The following is a 16,404-nucleotide window of genomic DNA, read 5'->3' as shown; positions in this document are numbered from 1 at the left end:
GTAGTGAGCAGGACTAGGAGCGGCTTCTCTCCGAGTCCTCCATCGTCGAAGCTCTACGCCAGGTACGGGGGTATCCCTCGTCTTCCCGGGGGAACTCCCGCCGTCACACGCCATGTCCGCCGCCTTCGGCCTGCGAGGAGTCAGGCAGCGACTGAGCAATTGCGCTGCTACTCCGCCGGCAAGGTGTCAAGGAGGTCGTGGACCGCAGCGGCGACGTCTTCGAGTTCCTCGGTGACGTCGCTGCGATCGGTGAGGTGGTACGACACGATGCGAACCATCTCGCCCTGCATGCGGTTGTAGAAGTAGCAGGCGTAGCGCGCATTATCGGGGCTTTCACGCATAACGAGCAGGTGTTGGAGTCGCAGGGGCTGGGCGCAGCCATCCGTGGCCAGGTACAGGTCGCCCCAATCCATCAGTTCACCGACGCGGATTTCGCTCTGCCGGAACGGGGTGCTCGGCCCCATCGCCAGCTCCACCTTCTGGTGGATCTGGCCCTGGCGACGTCGGCCGTCACCAGCCCGTACGCACAGAAGCTCGCGCCAGGCGGGACCGACCTCGTCGCGAAGCTCCTCGAGCCTCGCAGTGAGGTAGTCGAGATGGCCTCGAAGTTCGCGCTCAGGCGCCGCGCCCGTGTGCCCTGCCCACTCATTGCGCTTTGCATTGGCGTCGTTCAGCAGCCGCACCACCGTCGGGCTGAGCAAACGCGCGAGGCTGTCGTGACTCGGACCGCCGAAGATTTGCAGCAAACGAGCTCGCTCATCGAGATCGTCGCTCGAGAGCATGTCTCGAAAGCGTGCCGTGAGCCGCTGCGTGATGACGTTCCATGTCCCCAGCGTTGCGCGCTCCATCGACACGGCAGCGTTGGCTAGGGCATCCCGCAGTTGAGGTACTTCGACTTCCCGCAGAACAGGGTCTTGAGCCAGAGCAGAGAGGACCACCGTCCCCGTGAAGGCGGCATAGGCCTCCCACACCAAGAACATCTGCTTGTGTCTGGCGTCGATCGTGTTCCGTGTCTCAAGGGTCCAGACCGCGGATGCCACGGGATAGGGCAGGTCACTGGCCCACGTGCCCAGCGTCTCGTCGAACAGGGCGTCGAACCGGGACACCACCTGCTTGCCGCGGCTCGGCGCCTCCCACAGCTCCTGCCGCGCCCGATCGGCAAGACCTGCAACCGCAGTCAGCCTGGCCTCGGCTGCTGCTAGCTCCTGCTGCACCGCGGGCGGCGGAATGGGGACGATCAGCTCGTCAGTCAGCTTGAGAAGCGATCTGTTGTCAGTCCGAACCGCCGCAATCACGGTTCCCGAACTCGCGAACACGTGTGCACGACGGCGGCTCTCACGGCCGAGGCCCGTGTTGAGCCACGACACGAGGAAGTCAGGGGACACAGGGCCCGGCGCAAGTTCCAGCGCGAGGACTCGCCCCCGCCCGTCGCCGCGGTCGGTCCCGAGGGAAGCGGCGTCGGGGTTGGTTGGGAGCATCAGCAGGGGTTCGGCGCTGCGAGGGTCGCCTGGCTCCACGACATGCGGCCGCCGCGCAAGGAGCGCAGAGAGCCGCGTCGAGTCCCACGCCTGCTCACGAAGCCACCGCTTCAGGCGGTGCCGACTCGGATCGAAGACGGAGTCGGTCTCCAGTCGCGCGCGCACGTGCTCGGTCAGCTCCCACGTGAGTCCGACGGGCACTCCGTACCTTTCACGGAGGAACTCGTCTGAGTCCTGGCTCTCTGGGATCTCCACATCCCAGGTCATGCGGGTGTTGTCGAGGGCTGCGTCGTTCCGGCGCCCACCCAGCATGACGGTGACACGGCGCCGCAGGAAGTACTCAGTTGGAAGCGTGCGGGATGCCATCCCGTCGCGAACCGACGCAAGAGAGTTGCGCAGCACGTCGAATGCGTCGCCCTGCAACTCACGTTGGGTTGTGTGGCGGTTCCGTGACGTTTCGAAGTACGGGCGCAGGTTGATCACCTGCACCTTTCCCCGCCGGGAAGCCGCCTTGCAGTTCGCGAAGATCAGCGCGTACAGCTGAATGTTCGTCGATGGGCTCAGCCCCGCCGGCAACGCAACGACAGCTTCGAGCAGGTCCTCAGCGAGGATGGCCTTGCGAACACTGTCACTCGAGTCGGCGGTCAGCGCGCCGAGCGCGGTGAATACAATGGCGCGGCCGCCACCGGCCTCGGGCACGCGCAGCTTCTCCAGCATCCGACTGGCGAACAGCCATGTGGCGTCGCTCTTGCGCGGCAATCCGAACCGGTACCAGCCTTCGGCACTCTGCCGCTGACGCACTCGCTGTTCCTGGCGCTCCCATGACAGATTGAACGGGGGCTGCGAAACCGCTAGGTCGATCGACTCGTCGGCGAACGAATCTTCGGCCAGTGAGTCAGCGACGCGGACCTCCGCTCTGTGACCCTGCAGATACAAGGTCGCGGCCGCTACGGTCGCGAGTTCGGAATTCAACTCTTGGCCGAGGACTCGCGAGGTGTAGCCGAGACCAGCGACGGCGCTGGCTAGGCCGCCCAGCATCGCCCCTGAACCGACCGTGAGGTCCAGCAGGTTGAGAGCACCCGTTCCGGGACGAACCCGCGCCAGTGCTGAGATCAAGGCGACGCGCACGATGGAAGGGCTGGAGAGGTGCTCTCCTGCCTCCTGGCCGCCGAGCCGGTACACCAGCGCTGGGAGGTAGTCGGCAACCGCGCTCTCATCCGCTTCCTCGAGCCAGCGTCTCTGGATGTCGAGCGCGGGACGCAGTTGCGGATTCTCTTCATCGCGTTGGAGGAGATCCGGCAGAGGGGCCGCGCTTCGCAGTGACCATGATCTCGCGGCATCGACCGCGAGAGCCGGGACCGAGCCTGCGTCCATCCTTGCGCGGTGACGCAGCTGCTCGAGCACCGTCCACACGATGCCGTCGGCTGAGGCTCGAACCTTGTCCTTCACCTTGCCGCCAAACCTGTGGTTGTTGTCGTCACTGGAGCCTCGTCGAACCGGTATTCAGGTCAATCGAGGCAGCGGATGCGCTTCGACTGCTTGCTGGCCCGTTGTCCGATTGGGCCGAGTCGAGCCAGCGCGCGCGCAGGGTCGCCAACGGCACACGGCCAGTGGACCGTTCGACAGCCCAGAAGTCCCAACCGTTGGCTGCGAGCCCACCTTTCGCCTCGCTGGCCGCCTTACTGGGACTGGGGTAGGGCGTGCCGTCGTACTCGACGGCGCCGTCGGCGCACAGCACAGCCGTAGCGGGAAAGACACCGTTCGTGGACGTCAGGGTCTCCCCCGGCGTGAGAAGACCAGCGTCGAGCAGCTGCTTGGCGGTGATGCCGTAGAAGCGGTTGCTACGGGCCTTTATCACCGGCCGGATCGTCAATTGGTCGTCGGGGGTCTCGGTGTCATAGCCGAGCAGCCGGAGGACGCGCCGGATCGGCGGGACAATGCTCTCCAACGCCGCGCGCTCGTAGGGCGGCAGCGTCTCATCGCTGGGCCGGTTGGCGTTGTGCAGGCGGGTGTCGGCCGCGGCGTCCAGCAGGTCGTACAGTCGGCCTTCCAACCACCCCACGTGGGCACTGTTGAACCCAAATGTCGCGTCTCGCCGGATGAGCAGTGCCCGGCTCCAGTGGTCCTTGCCCTTCAGGTGCTGACCCAGCCGGGTCCGGACGCCGCCGGGGGCCTTGCCGACGTAGCAGCCCCAGGTGCCGTCGGCGTCATGCCGGTCCAGCAGGACGTAGACGCCAGGAACATCCCAGTCACCGGTCACCCCGGCGACCGCTCCGCGGTCGACCACGGCCATGGCGAGCGCCGCAGTTGTGTCGTAGATCAGCGCGGGCGCCGCGGGGCCGTCGGGCAGCAGCACCGACAGCGGCAGCTGGTCGGCGGCACCGGGGCCCGGCGCGGCCGCGGTCATCGATTCTGCACCGGCTGGACCGCGGCAAAATGTAGAGCGTCCAGGGCCGGGGCCGCTGCGTCCCACAGCTGGCGGAAGGCGATCAGGACGTCCCGGATGAGCGCGGCGGGGTCCAGGGACGCGCTGGATAGGGGCTGCACGTAGCGCCAGAACGGGAAGGTCCGAGACGACGATCCCTTGAGCTGGGACCGCACCGTTCTCATAGCGTCGCTGATCTGCCGACGGCGCTCCTCCTCTGCCGCGTCGGCGGGCAGGCGCACCGCGACGTAGGGCCACTCATTCGATCCCGGCGTGAGCAGGCGCGCGCGTTCCCACTGGATGACGACGCTGACGTCCGCGGTTCCGTGGTACTGCCAGGTCGGGAGGCGCAGTCCGGCTCTGGGCCAGGAGCCGGAGTCCAAGTCGTTCGTCTCCAGCTCGGCGTCTAGTTCCTCGGCCAGCTCTTCCAGCTGCGCGGCGACACCGACAAGGTGCTTGTCCAAAAGCTGACGGCCTTCTGCGCGGAGAGCAGCCCAGGTCTCGATGTCATGCCGGTGATCGAGGTAGAACCACGCCTTCGCGTCGGCGTCCTCGCGAGTAGGGACAAGCCGTTCAGACACGGTGGTAGGCCTCCAGAGTGGCGATGTAGTCGTGGACGCCGGGCGCCGCCCCGGTCATCGAGGTGGCGGCCACGCGGGCGATGTCGGCGACCTGGTCCCAGGTGAGTGCTCGCCACTGGTCGCGGCTGTCCACGGCGGTGGTCGGCACCCGCTGGCCGCGGGTGAGGAAGACGAAGCAGGGGGCCGGCTCGTTCCGCCAGTGCTCGTAAAGGCGGTCCAGTTGGCGCTCCTGCTCGACAGCGAAGGTCTTGGCCTCCACCACGATCGTCCAGTCGCCGCCATAGAGCACGAGGTCGGCGCGGGTCTCGTCCCGCTGCTCCTCCAACACCGCCCGCACGCCGGCCTCCGTGCCGGAGCCGTCGATCCCGAGGTGGTGAAGCAGCCCGTCGAGCAGAGCAGGGCCGAGGCCGTGGTGGCCATCGGAGCGCAGCAGCCAGGCCAGCCCCGCGGTCATCGCCAGTTCCCGGTACTGCACGTCGAGCGCGGCGAGCAGCGTTCGCGGGCCACCCCGCCAGCGGCCGGTCTGGACGAGGTCCCGCTGGGCGGCCTGCAGCTGTCCGAGGCGGTTCCTCCAGTGCGTCACCGCGGTGGCGCCCTGCGACTGCTCGGCGGCAGCGACGGCGTGCCACTTCACGGTCAGCGTCGCGTGACGCGCCTCCCATTCGTGCATCGCATCGACGGCGACCTCGCCGGGACGGGTCACGTCTTCCGCCCCAGCGACATGGTCAACCGCGAACTCCTGCCCATGGGTGGGTGCTCCGCGCCCTCACGCGACCGTGACGTCCGGAAGAGCTCGGTCTCTGACCTGATGAAGAACGGTCACGATGCCGTCGACCTCTTCCTCGGTGAAGATCGAGTCCGGGCCGTGCGGTGCGCTGTCGGTAAATGGCGACTCGTAAAGGCGCTCCACTTCCATGACGCCGTTGGCGGTCAAGTGCTCGACGATGAGCTGGACGAACCGGATCTGGTTGGCCGAGTACGTGCCGTCGGACAGGTAGCGGTCGAACGCGGCGGTCGCGGCCTCGCGGTCCAGACCGATCAGGGAGCGGATAAACAACCCGAGCCCGTGCGCCTCCTCCCGGGCGCGGGCAATGTCGGCCTCATTGCCGGCGCCGGACTCGACGAGCATCGCCTCCAGCACCGCTAGGTCCTCCGGAGTGAGCTGGAGGTTGCGGCGCAGACGCTGGAGGGCCAAGTGGTCTTCGTGGTCGCGGAGGTAGGCGCGGGCCTTCGCGCGGAACCGCTCCCAGTCAGTGCCCGGAGTGACGCCGGGAAGCTCCACGATGCTGCTCTCGCCGACCTCGTCGGCGAAGTTGGAGTAGACGACCGCGCGCCGGGACTTCTCCACAAACCGCACCAATCCGCGGACGCGCCGCCGGGCCAACTCCAGCATCGGCAGGGTGACGTCGACCCACCATTCGTCGCCGGACAGGCCTTCGAGCAGCTGCTCCTGCGCCTTGACCGAGGGGATCGCGGTCTGGCCGAGTAACGCGGCGGTGATGTCCTGCACCTGCTTGCGCAGCCGCTCGAACAGGACGGCATCGCCGTCGAGCCGCGCGAGCTGGAGCCGCAGCAGGATCAGGTCGAAGCGCTTGGCGTCCTCGTCGTCGTCCCGTCTGGTGGAGGGGAGGCCGGCGAGGTGATGGGCGATGTCGCCGGCCTTCTCCGGGGTCAACTGATGCCAGGCTTTCCAGTCGGAGTACGTCTCGACCCACTGCCGAGCTGGGCGGACCAGGAAGTTGTCGACGTTCATGCCGACCACCACCTCGTGCAGCGACCAAGCGACGTCGACGCGCAGGCCGCGCTCGCTGACCTCGCCCCGGCCGACTTCCGGCTGGTCACCGGGGACGACACCGACTCCGGTTCGGTCCAGCCCGGTCAGGAGTCCCAGGCGCGCCTCGAACAGGCGCTCGGTGAGGGACTTCTGCAGCGACCCGCCGGAGTCGGGCAGGTTCTGGCTGAAGAACTCGAGGTTGCCGCAGAAGTCGAAGACGTAGAAGTCTTTCTTGTCCTCACCCGGCCCGTAGAGGTCGGGGCAGAGGCGAGTGCCGCGGCCGATCATTTGCCAGAACTTGCTCTTGGCGCGCACCAGCTTGAAAAAGACGAGGTTGACGACCTCGGGGACGTCGATGCCGGTGTCGAGCATGTCGACGGAGATGGAGATGTGCGGCGCCTTGTCCTTGATTGAGAAGTCATCAATCAGGTTCTGGGCGTAGGTCACCGAGTGGGTGACGACGCGGGCGAAGTGGCCGGCGTACTCGGGGTAGTTGGCGTCGAAGCGCTTCTGGATGAACTCGGCATGGGCCTGGTTCTTGGCGAACACGATGGTCTTGCCGAGCCGGTCACCGCCGGCGACCTTGTGGCCGTCCTTCATCAAGGTGGCAAGTACCTTGTCGACGGTGTCGGCGTTGAAGAGGAACTTGTTGAACTCTTCGGCCGAGACGGCGTCAGGGATGTCGCCGTCCTCGTTCCATTCGAGCGAATCCCAATCGTCCTTCTCCGCCTCGCTGAGCTCGTCATAGCGGATGCCGTCGCGGAGGAACTTCGTGGGCACCGACACCGCCACCGGCGGCACGAGGTAGCCCGCGGCGACGGCCTCGTCGAGGCTGTAGGCGTCGGTGGGAACTCCGTCTTCGAGGTTGAACAACGAATAGGTGTTGCGGTCGACCTCGTCCTTCGGCGTGGCGGTGAGGCCTACCAGCAGCGAGTCGAACCAGGAAAAGATGGAGCGGTACTTCTGGTAGACCGATCGGTGGGCCTCGTCGATGACGATAAGGTCGAAGTAGCCCGGTCCGAACAGCCTCCGACCTGCGTCGGTCTCGTTGATCAAGTTCATCATCGTTGGGTACGTCGAGACGTATACCCGGCCGTCGGTGACCTTCTCGGTCACCAGGTTGACCGTGGTCGCGTTCGGCAGGTGGGTCTTGAAGGCCCCGACGGCCTGGGTGACCAGGGCGGTGCGGTCGGCGAGGAACAAGACACGCTTGACCCACCCGGCGCGCATCAGCTGATCGACCAGCGCGATGACGGTTCGGGTCTTGCCGGAGCCGGTGGCCATCACCAGCAAGGCGGCGCGCTGCTTGGCGATGAAGGTCTCTCCTACCGCCCGGATGGCGCGCTGCTGGTAATGGCGCTCGACGATGCTGTTGTCGATGGGCGCGTCCGCCAGCGGCAGGCGGCCGGTGCGGCGCTGCACCATCAGTTCGAGCTCGTCGGCGGTGAAAAAGCCCTCGACCCGGCGCGGCGGATAGCCGGCGGCGTCGTCCCATAGCCAGGTCCGGTAGCCGTTGGTGTAGAAGATCACCGGCCGGCGGCCGGTCATCTGCTGCAGGCAGTCAGCGTACAGCTTGGCCTGTTGTTGGCCTACCGCCGGCTCGACGGTGGTCTTCTTCGCCTCCACGACCGCGAGCGGCAGCCCGTCGCTACCCCACAGCACGTAGTCGACGTAGCCCTTGCCCTCGGCGTTGGGCATGCCGGTGACCGGGAACTCGCGGTGGCGGCCCTCGGTGAGCTGCCAGCCCGCCTCGCGGAGGAGTTCGTCGATGATGAGGTCGCGGGTCCGGGCCTCGGAGTAGTCGTGGGTGTCGGTCAGCGTGTGCGCGGCCTGCGCGGCCTTGATCTGCTCCCGCAGTTGTTCAATCTCGGCGTCCTTCGCCGCCGCGAGCTCGTCCCGCTCCCTTAGAGCGCGACCGTGAGCCTCGTCCTGCTGGCGGAACTTTTCCGCCAGCTTCACGACATCCGCCCGGCTCAGCGGAGCCTGACTGCCCGCGAGCTTCGGGTCGAACACCGCCCCGGTCGGCACCGCCGCCGGGTTGGTGGAGTAGCGGAAGGCCGTCCACACCACCACGTGATGCAACTCCCGCAGCACGTCAACCGCCGCACGGGCCGGAATGGGCTGCACATCATGGACAGCCCGGTTCCCGAGCTTGCGGATCAGATTGAGCTTCTGCCCGATCCCGACGCCGACCCGCCGTTGGAACGCCGGCTCGTTGGTACGAGCCGAGAGGTCGTCCTTGTACGGGATAGGCAGCCCGTCGACGTCGTAGATGAGCCCGACGACTTGCTCTGCTGCCCGGCGGGCATAGAAGCACGCCGACCGCGGGTCCGACGCGAGATAACCTTCCGCTCGCCTGCAGTCATTGTGGATCTCAGGCCACTCTTGCCTCACGAACTCGAAGTTGCTCATTTCGCTGTTGCCCCTACTGCACTTCCGGGGTGGAACAGGCGTTGCTCAAGAGCCGCCAGAAGCGACTCCGTCTCGGCAGCCGCGCTCGTCCGCAGTGCAGCCTGTCGGTCCAAGACGCGCACCACCGAACAGAATCGCTCCTGCTCGGCCCGCTCGGGGACTGGCACCAGCAGTTGTTGTAGGACTTTTGTGTTGACGACTTTCTGTGCCGAACCCACGCGACGGCCCAAGAGAAAGTCTTGCGCCGCTTGCGATCGCAAGAAATGCGACAAGACCTCGCCACGAAGCTCTGCACTCGGTGATACGAGCAACATGTTCGCGCAGTTCGCGCCGTCGAGGTCCGATGGCAGGACCGCACAGCGAATCTCATCGACCACGTGTCGCGAGATCAGCACATCGCCGGCCCTCAAGCGACTCTTGCTCAGCCGTCCAGCCAGGTCTTCGTCGATCTGAATCAGGCCGGCTTTGATGACGGCGCCGCGGCCGATGTTTTGTGTGCGCAGCAGCGGAGTGCCTTCGGCAACGACGTGGTCGGCTGTGGGTCCAACGTGGCCAACGGTGACACGTTGCGCGATGTCAGCAAGTCGCTCTCGCCGAGGAGTGCTAGCGAGAAGCTCGTAAGCAAGACTAGCAGCGAGCTCATCCGTGGCCTCGAGCTGACGGCGCTGCAGATCAAGCATGCGATTCGCTTCGTCCAAGATCGCCACGATGCGCCGCTGCTCCTCAAGCGGCGGAACGGGGAGACGAAGTTCTTTCAGGAATGCAGGGGGCACGCGCCGCTGTCCACCACTCCCCGTCATGCGTCGCTCGCCTTCGAGGCGCACACGGTCCTGGCGCAAAAAGTGCATAAGATAGCGAGCGTCAACCATGTCCGTCTTGGGCCTCACGACATGGAACTCGGACGAGCCAACACCTACTTCATGACGCAGGTTCGCCTGACCTATCTTATTGTTCTCAAAGCACGGGGTAATCTTCGCGACCAGCAAATCTTGATCCCGGAAGAGGGTGTACCCACTGGACACTTCCCGGAACGGACGGGTATCGCCTGGGGCGGTCTGAGCCGTCTCGGCATTGAGTGCGGCCATCGGGACGAATGCCACGGCCTCGTCAAGAGCAGGTTTCCAAATGGCCCGTGGGTTGACGTCGGCCACCTCGGCCAGAGAGAGAACCGTCACGACAGCATCGACCTCAAATTCGCAAGGCCCTGCTGGATGTCCGCTTCCAACTTCTCGAGATCGCCGATGATCTCCAGTGGCGGCCGATGTTCGACCTCGTCGTGGATAACCTCCCCATACCGGTTGAGCGAGAGGTCGTAGCCGTTCGCGGCGATTTCGGATTTCGATACGCAGAAACTCTGCTCCGTGCGCTCGCGCGCTCGTTCGTCGCCGTCACGTTCTATCCAGCGTGCGAGCACGTCGGGGAGGTCGTTGGCCTCCGTCGGCGTGCGCTTGTCGTCAAGGGTGAAGCCGTCGGCCTGGACGTCGTAGAACCAGACATCCTCGGTGCCGCCGCTGTTGGTCTTGGTGAACAGCAGGACCGCTGTCGACACTCCCGCGTACGGCCTGAACACCCCGGAGGGCAGCTTGACTACTGCGTCGAGCTTCTGGTCTTCGACCAGGATCCGGCGCAGGGCCTTATGCGCCGTCGAAGATCCGAAGAGCACGCCATCAGGGACGATGACTGCCGCCCGCCCACCGGGCTTGAGCAGCCGAAGGAACAGCGCGAGGAAGAGCAACTCTGTCTTCCTGGTCTTGACGATCCGCTGCAGGTCCTTCGACGTCGACTCGTAGTCGAGGCTGCCGGCGAACGGGGGATTGGCGAGAACCAGGGAGTAGAGTCCCGCCTCCCCTGCCGCGCCTTCGGAGAGGGAGTCGCGGTAGCGAATGTCCGGCTGCTCGACCCCGTGCAGCAGCATGTTCATGCTGCCGATCCGGAGCATGGTGGAGTCGAAGTCGTACCCGTGGAACATGCTGCGGTGGTAGTGCTGCCGCTGCTCTGCGTCGGTCATGACCGTGGGGTGCTGGCTGCGCACGTACTCGGAGGCGGCGACGAGGAAGCCGGCGGTGCCGCAGGCGGGGTCGCAGATTTCGTCCGTCGGCTGCGGGGCGGTCATCGCCACCATGAGCTGGATGATGTGCCGTGGGGTTCGGAACTGACCGTTTTGACCGGCTGAGGCGATCTTGCTGAGCATGTACTCGTACAGGTCGCCGTTGGTGTCCCGGTCCTGCATGGGGACGTCGTTTAGCAAGTCGACGACGCGAGAGAGCAGCGCCGGGGTCGGGATGGTGAACCGAGCGTCCCTCATGTGCTCGGAGTAGGTGGACCCGTCGCCACCGAGCTGGCGCAGGAACGGGAACACCCCCTCACCGATCACCCGGTGCATGACGCCAGGTTCGAAGTCCTTGAACCGCGACCAGCGGAGGTCCTCCTCGCCGGGCCGGAAGATCGGATCCTCGATCGGCTTACCCGTGCGGTTGGCCTTCCGCTCCCTCAGCGTCTGCAGATCGTCGAGCCGACGGACAAAGAGCAAGTAGGTGATCTGCTCAATGACCTCGAGGGGGTTGGAGATGCCCCCGGACCAGAAGGCGTCCCAGACTCGGTCGATCTTGATCTTGAGCTCGCCAGTGATCATGCCGGTGCACCGGTTCCCAGCGTTGCTGACTTCTTCGCGCGCGGTGGCACGTGCAACCCCCTCGGTTGTTCTAAGCACTGGCACGGTAGCCTGGCATCCGCCGCACAGTGGACAACCGGACACGGTCGGTGACGCCAGCGAGCGGATCACCTCGTGGCGGCGCGGGCGTTGCCTCTCATGTGTCCCGTGGCTCCGACTGTGTACGAGCGTCGGACACCAACGGTTCTTCAACGAGGAGCCGGGCAGTTGACACGCCGGCACCCGCCGCGGCCGGGTCGACCCGCCGCCGCTGCAGCCGGATCCGCCCTACTGGGGCTGCGACCTTACGAAGGAAGGCGAAGGCCATTGATGCCAAGAATCAGGCGCCCTCCGCTGCGGCCACCTGCGGCCCCGTCGCGCAGGCCATTCAAGCCCACGAGCTGACGGTTTCTCTCGACCTCACGGTCCCGGGCGGTTCGTTATCCTGCGACGAGTCCGCCCAAGCTTCGAACCCCCGGGCACCTCAACGTAAGCGGCCGGAGTGACCTATCAGGAGGCGATTGGTCACATGGTGGTCACGCGGGTCTATCCAGACACTCGAATGTGCCGCTGACCAGCGCAGATGGGGTCACAAGATCCTGCCTTCCAAGCTGGCCATGCCAGTTCAACCCAGTCGCCCGCTTCACGCATAACCGTAGGCCAACCCAGCCTGCTCGCCCGCCTGGAGCAGCCTCCGAACGGGCCATGTCAACCCTTTCAGGACTCCTGCTTCAGCGCACTACGTTGCCCGGACGCTGTGCGAGTCCAGCTGGTTCGCGACTGATCGCGCAGCCCCTCCCCACCGAGCCGGTCGAGCACCGCCTGGTGCACCCGGTTGCACACGCCGACCTCGGCGCACTCGCATCCACCAGCAGGTCCGGCCCGACCCGTAGCCCGGCTCGGTCGGATCTCGCAGGCGGCCGGTGCGACCGTGAACCACCGGCTTCTGCGGTGAGATCGACAGCTCGAATGTCGTCCACAGCTCCTCCCTGATGAACCGGGGCGGCGAGGAGGACGGGATCGACGGACCGCGTCGAACCGTCAGGGCGGAACAGGGCTCAACGCCCCACTCCTGCGACGTCCTGCGAGGCTCCCTGCCTGCGGCCGTCCTCTCACACCCTTTCAGTGGCAGTTCAGCGCAGGTCAAGCACCCATCGCGAGCCTCTGGATGGCTCGAAGACCAGCACGAGCCCGGGCCCGGCCAGGACATGGGTCCGACCTCCGAGTCAACGGACAGGAAGACCATGCTCATCCATCCGACTCAGTCGTCCAACCGGCACCAGGATCGACGGATGCGGCGATCTGTCACGAGGCTCGTCGCGACGACGGCAACTGCGGGTGCCCTGACAGGCGGTCTCGCCACCGCTGCACAGGTCCCGGCACATGCCGCGAGCACAGCAGCAGGTCCCGCGGAATCACCCGCATCGATCGCACTGAACTCAGCTGCCGCGCAGGCCGAATGGCAGTACGAGACGTGGTATCTGAGCGGCCAGCGCCTCCAGTGCGCCACCGATGGCCTCAACGGTGTGCGCCAAGGTCGGTGGTACGACTACGAATGCAGGAGCTACGGCATCCTGTGGACCGAACTGAGGGTCCTGCGCTAGGAGTCAGCACGCTGGGTCGGCGGCAGCCCCGGCTGCCGCCGACCCAGCCCCCTCCCGTCCGCGTTCGGACCCACGACCCTGCAAGGTGGTCTCCGGCGCGGTGGTCACCGTCGACCGCGGTGGGACGTGCGGGCCCACAGGTCGGCCACCGAGCGATCCCCCCGGAGTCGCGCGTCTCGAACGATCACCGGTGGCCGTGGGGGACGGTGTTCCAGCAGTCCTCGAGACCGAGGAGACCCGGACTCCGTCGTCCTGTCCTCGGTTCGAGGCCTCTGGCGGGCCCGCTCGTGCGGCTGCGGGAAGCCGTGAGCCGTGGTCGGGATGTGCGGCGCGGCTGATCTCTCGGCCGGTGCCGGACACGGTGCGGGGTCAGCTGATGAGGGTCGCGGATCAACCTGTCGACGGCAGCCGGATCGTGTTGAACTCACTTCCGGGAGGAGGCACGCTGGGTGGTGTAGGGCCGTGACTCCCCGGGCACCCGACTGCCGTGGCCGCCGGCGAGCGGAGACGGCCGGGACGGGAGACCGGGGTGGACGTTCGGGTCCTGGGTCCACTCGAGGTCCGGACGGCGCGTGGTCCGCTCCCCCTGGGCGGCACCAAGCAACGCGCGGTGTTGGCCATGCTGGCTCTGAACCTCAATGAGGTCGTCTCCACCGACACCCTCATCGATGGCCTGTGGGGAGGCCGGCCGCCGGCGAGTGCGACCAACATCGTCCAGGTGTACGTCTCCCGGCTACGGAAGACCCTCCTGACCGAGGAGGAGTCCGAGCCACTCGGCGGAGGGATCCTCCACCGCCGCAGACCCGGGTACGCCCTCGACCTCGACCCCGAGCGGCTCGACCTCCGCCGCTTCCAGCGGCTCTCCCGCGAAGGTGCCCGGGAGCTGGCCCTGGCGCCGGCCAGGGCCGCGAGCGCGCTCCAGGAGGCGCTCGATCTGTGGTACGGGCAACCGCTGTCGGAGTTCACCGCCGAGCCCTTCGCGCAGGCCGAGATCCCGCGGCTGGAACAGCAGCGGCTCCGCGCACTGGAGATGCGCCTCCAGGCGGACCTGGCCGTGGGGCAGCACGGCCAGGTGATCACGGAGCTCGAGGACCTCGTCGTCCGACATCCCTTCCGCGAGGGGCTGCACGAACTGCTCATGCTCGGCCTGTACCGATCCGGCCGACAGGCCGAGGCGCTGGGGGTCTACCGGCGACTGAGCCGGTCGCTGGCCGACGAGCTCGGCGTCGACCCCGGCAGGTCGCTGCAGCACCTGCACCGGCAGATCCTGCGCAACGATCCGGCACTCCTCCCCGCACGGACCGCGACCTCCGTCCCGGGCCGGACCACCCCGGTCCCGCGGCAGCTCCCTCCCCCCATCCGCCACTTCACCGGCCGGGCCGCCGAGGTGGCGGCGCTGGACGCGCTGCTGGCCGAAGCGACCGCCGCCGGCGCCCCGGTGGTCATCTCGGCGATCGCCGGCACCGCCGGCATCGGCAAGACGACGCTGGCGGTGCACTGGGCTCACCAGGTCGCGGACCGGTTCCCCGACGGACAGCTGTACGTCAACCTGCGTGGATTCGACCCCAGTGGACAGCCGATGGTCCCGGCCGAGGCAGTACACGGCTTCCTCGACGCTCTCGCGGTGCCGCTCGAGCGCCTACCGGTGGACCTGGAGTCCCAGGCGGCGTTGTACCGGAGCCGCCTGGCCGGCAAGAAGATGCTGGTCGTGCTGGACAACGCCCGCGACACCGCCCAGGTCCGCCCCCTGCTGCCCGGCACCCCCGGCTGCCTGGTCCTGGTCACCAGCCGCAACCGGCTGACGGGCCTGATCGCCGGCGCCGGCGCCCAGCCGCTGACCCTCGACGTGTTCACCCACGACGAGGCCCAGGCCCTCTTGGCGCGCCGCTGCGGTGAGCACCGGATCGCAGCCGAACCCCGGGCCACCACGGACATCGTCACCTCGTGCGCCCGTCTGCCGCTGGCACTGACGATGGTGGCCGCCCGGGCCGCCGCTCAGCCGACGTTCCCCCTCGCCACGCTGGCCGATGAGCTACGCGAGGCGCAGGCTCGGCTGGATGCGCTCGCCAGCCAGGACGGTCCGGCCTCGGACGTGCGCAGCGTGTTCTCCTGGTCCTACCGGCAACTCAGCGACCAGGCGGCGCGGCTGTTCCGCCTCCTGGGGCTCCACCCCGGTCCACACCTCACGGCCCCCGCGGCGGCCAGCCTGGCCGGGCTGCCACTCGCGCGGGTGCGGCCCCTGCTGGCCGAGCTGAGCGGCAGTCACCTGCTCGCCGAGCTGACACCGGGTCGGTACGCCCTCCACGACCTGCTCCGTGCCTACGCCACGGAACTGGCCCGCACCGTCGACACGGGGGCCGACCGGTGCGCGGCAACCCGCCGGCTGCTGGACCACTACCTGCAGAGCTGCTACACCGCCGCACAGCTGCTGCACTGGATCAGGATCCCGATCAGCCTGGTCGAGCAGTGCGCCGGAGTGTCACTCGCGGGCCTGGCTGACGCCGGACAGGCCCTCGCATGGTTCGCCGCCGAGCACCCGGTCCTGCTGGCCGCCGTCGACCAGGCCGTGTCGGCGGGCTTGGACACCCACGCCTGGCAACTGGTCTGGAGCATGGAGATGTTCCTGGACTGGCGGGGGCACTGGCACGACTGGGTCGCCGTCGGGCGCACCGCGCTGGCCGTTGCCCACCGGCTGGGTGATCCGCTCGCCCAGGCCCTGGCTCACCGCGGTCTCGCAGGCGCCTACATCCGGTTGGGTCGCCTCGACGAAGCCATCGACGAAGCCCGGCAGGCGCTGGGCCTGTTCGAGCAACTGGACGACCGGGTCGGGCAGGCCCACACCCACATCAACTTCGCGCGCCTGTTCGAGCGGCAGAGCCGCCCTGCTGAGGCGCTCCACCACGCTCGCCGGGCGTTGCAGCTGTTCGAGGCCGTCGATCACCGCGAGGGGCGGGCCCGGGCCCTCAACACGGTCGGCTGGTGCCACGCTCTGCTCGACGACCACCGCCAGGCCCTGACCTGCTGCGAGCGAGCGCTGACCCTGTTCCGGGAGATGGGTGACCGCCACGGGGAGGCCGCCACCTGGGACAGCCTCGGCCTCGCCCACAGTCGTCTCGACCACCACGCTCAGGCCTTCGACTGCTACAGGCACGCAGTGGAGCTGTTCCGGGAGCTCGGGAACCGGTTCTACGAAGCCAACGCACTCGCTGCCGTCGGCGAAGCCCGACGGAGGGCAGGCGACACCCACGCCGCCCGCGACGCCTGGCAGCAGGCCTTGACCATCCTCGACCAGCTGGCCCACCCCGATGCCGAACGACTGCGTGCCAGGCTGGAGCAGCTCGACGGCGCGAACGCCCCCTGCGACTCGGCTCGGTGACCCGGGCAGCTCCCCCACGACCGTCACCGGAGCCGTCACGAGCTGCGGAACCCGAGGAGGAGCTCCCGGCCGAACGGCGGGACGGCGGCGCTGCTCAGCAGCAG

At 67.5% G+C, this 16,404-nt stretch carries 8 protein-coding genes and 1 pseudogene; 1 reads left to right on the top strand and 8 read right to left on the bottom strand.

Annotated features, from left to right (window positions below; genetic code table 11):
• Window positions 1–167: 167 nt before the first annotated feature.
• The 8 genes and pseudogenes from BLS21_RS08320 to BLS21_RS25830 all read right to left on the bottom strand — a co-directional run.
• A complete protein-coding gene (locus BLS21_RS08320) occupies window positions 168–2,882 on the bottom strand; it encodes an N-6 DNA methylase (protein WP_139177052.1) in 2,715 nt (904 codons plus the stop codon).
• Window positions 2,883–2,955: 73 nt separating this feature from the next.
• The gene (locus BLS21_RS08315) at window positions 2,956–3,885 is read right to left on the bottom strand and encodes a restriction system modified-DNA reader domain-containing protein (RefSeq protein ID WP_091216277.1); all 930 of its coding nucleotides are present in this window, start codon (window positions 3,883–3,885) and stop codon (window positions 2,956–2,958) included.
• Window positions 3,882–4,484 carry a hypothetical protein gene (locus tag BLS21_RS08310; RefSeq protein ID WP_091216274.1) on the bottom strand — a complete coding sequence of 201 codons (603 nt, stop codon included), beginning with the start codon at window positions 4,482–4,484 and terminating at the stop codon, window positions 3,882–3,884. Before BLS21_RS08310 ends, BLS21_RS08315 begins: the two co-directional genes overlap by 4 nt.
• Window positions 4,477–5,187: a PD-(D/E)XK nuclease family protein gene (locus tag BLS21_RS08305; RefSeq protein WP_091216272.1), complete on the bottom strand. Its 711-nt coding sequence runs from the start codon at window positions 5,185–5,187 to the stop codon at window positions 4,477–4,479. Before BLS21_RS08305 ends, BLS21_RS08310 begins: the two co-directional genes overlap by 8 nt.
• Before the next feature lie 63 nt (window positions 5,188–5,250).
• Window positions 5,251–8,670 carry a DEAD/DEAH box helicase family protein gene (locus BLS21_RS08300; RefSeq protein ID WP_091216267.1) on the bottom strand — a complete coding sequence of 1,140 codons (3,420 nt, stop codon included), beginning with the start codon at window positions 8,668–8,670 and terminating at the stop codon, window positions 5,251–5,253.
• On the bottom strand, window positions 8,667–9,845 hold the full coding sequence (locus tag BLS21_RS08295; protein WP_091216264.1) for a restriction endonuclease subunit S: 1,179 nt from the start codon (window positions 9,843–9,845) through the stop codon (window positions 8,667–8,669). The genes BLS21_RS08300 and BLS21_RS08295 overlap by 4 nt, the downstream gene beginning before the upstream one ends.
• Window positions 9,842–11,302: a type I restriction-modification system subunit M gene (locus BLS21_RS08290; RefSeq protein ID WP_091216260.1), complete on the bottom strand. Its 1,461-nt coding sequence runs from the start codon at window positions 11,300–11,302 to the stop codon at window positions 9,842–9,844. Before BLS21_RS08290 ends, BLS21_RS08295 begins: the two co-directional genes overlap by 4 nt.
• A 763-nt stretch (window positions 11,303–12,065) precedes the next feature.
• A pseudogene (locus BLS21_RS25830) lies at window positions 12,066–12,341 on the bottom strand (IS5/IS1182 family transposase); the annotation flags it as partial.
• Window positions 12,342–13,411: 1,070 nt separating this feature from the next.
• On the opposite strand from BLS21_RS25830, the gene BLS21_RS08285 reads away from it, so the two are divergent.
• Window positions 13,412–16,300 carry a BTAD domain-containing putative transcriptional regulator gene (locus BLS21_RS08285; protein WP_091216257.1) on the top strand — a complete coding sequence of 963 codons (2,889 nt, stop codon included), beginning with the start codon at window positions 13,412–13,414 and terminating at the stop codon, window positions 16,298–16,300.
• Window positions 16,301–16,404: the final 104 nt, after the last annotated feature.

It is taken from the genome of Geodermatophilus siccatus (genome assembly GCF_900103785.1).
Taxonomy (GTDB): domain Bacteria; phylum Actinomycetota; class Actinomycetes; order Mycobacteriales; family Geodermatophilaceae; genus Geodermatophilus; species Geodermatophilus siccatus.
The sequence above is the reverse complement of the archived record's forward strand: the minus strand, read 5'-3'. Positions and strand labels throughout refer to the sequence as shown.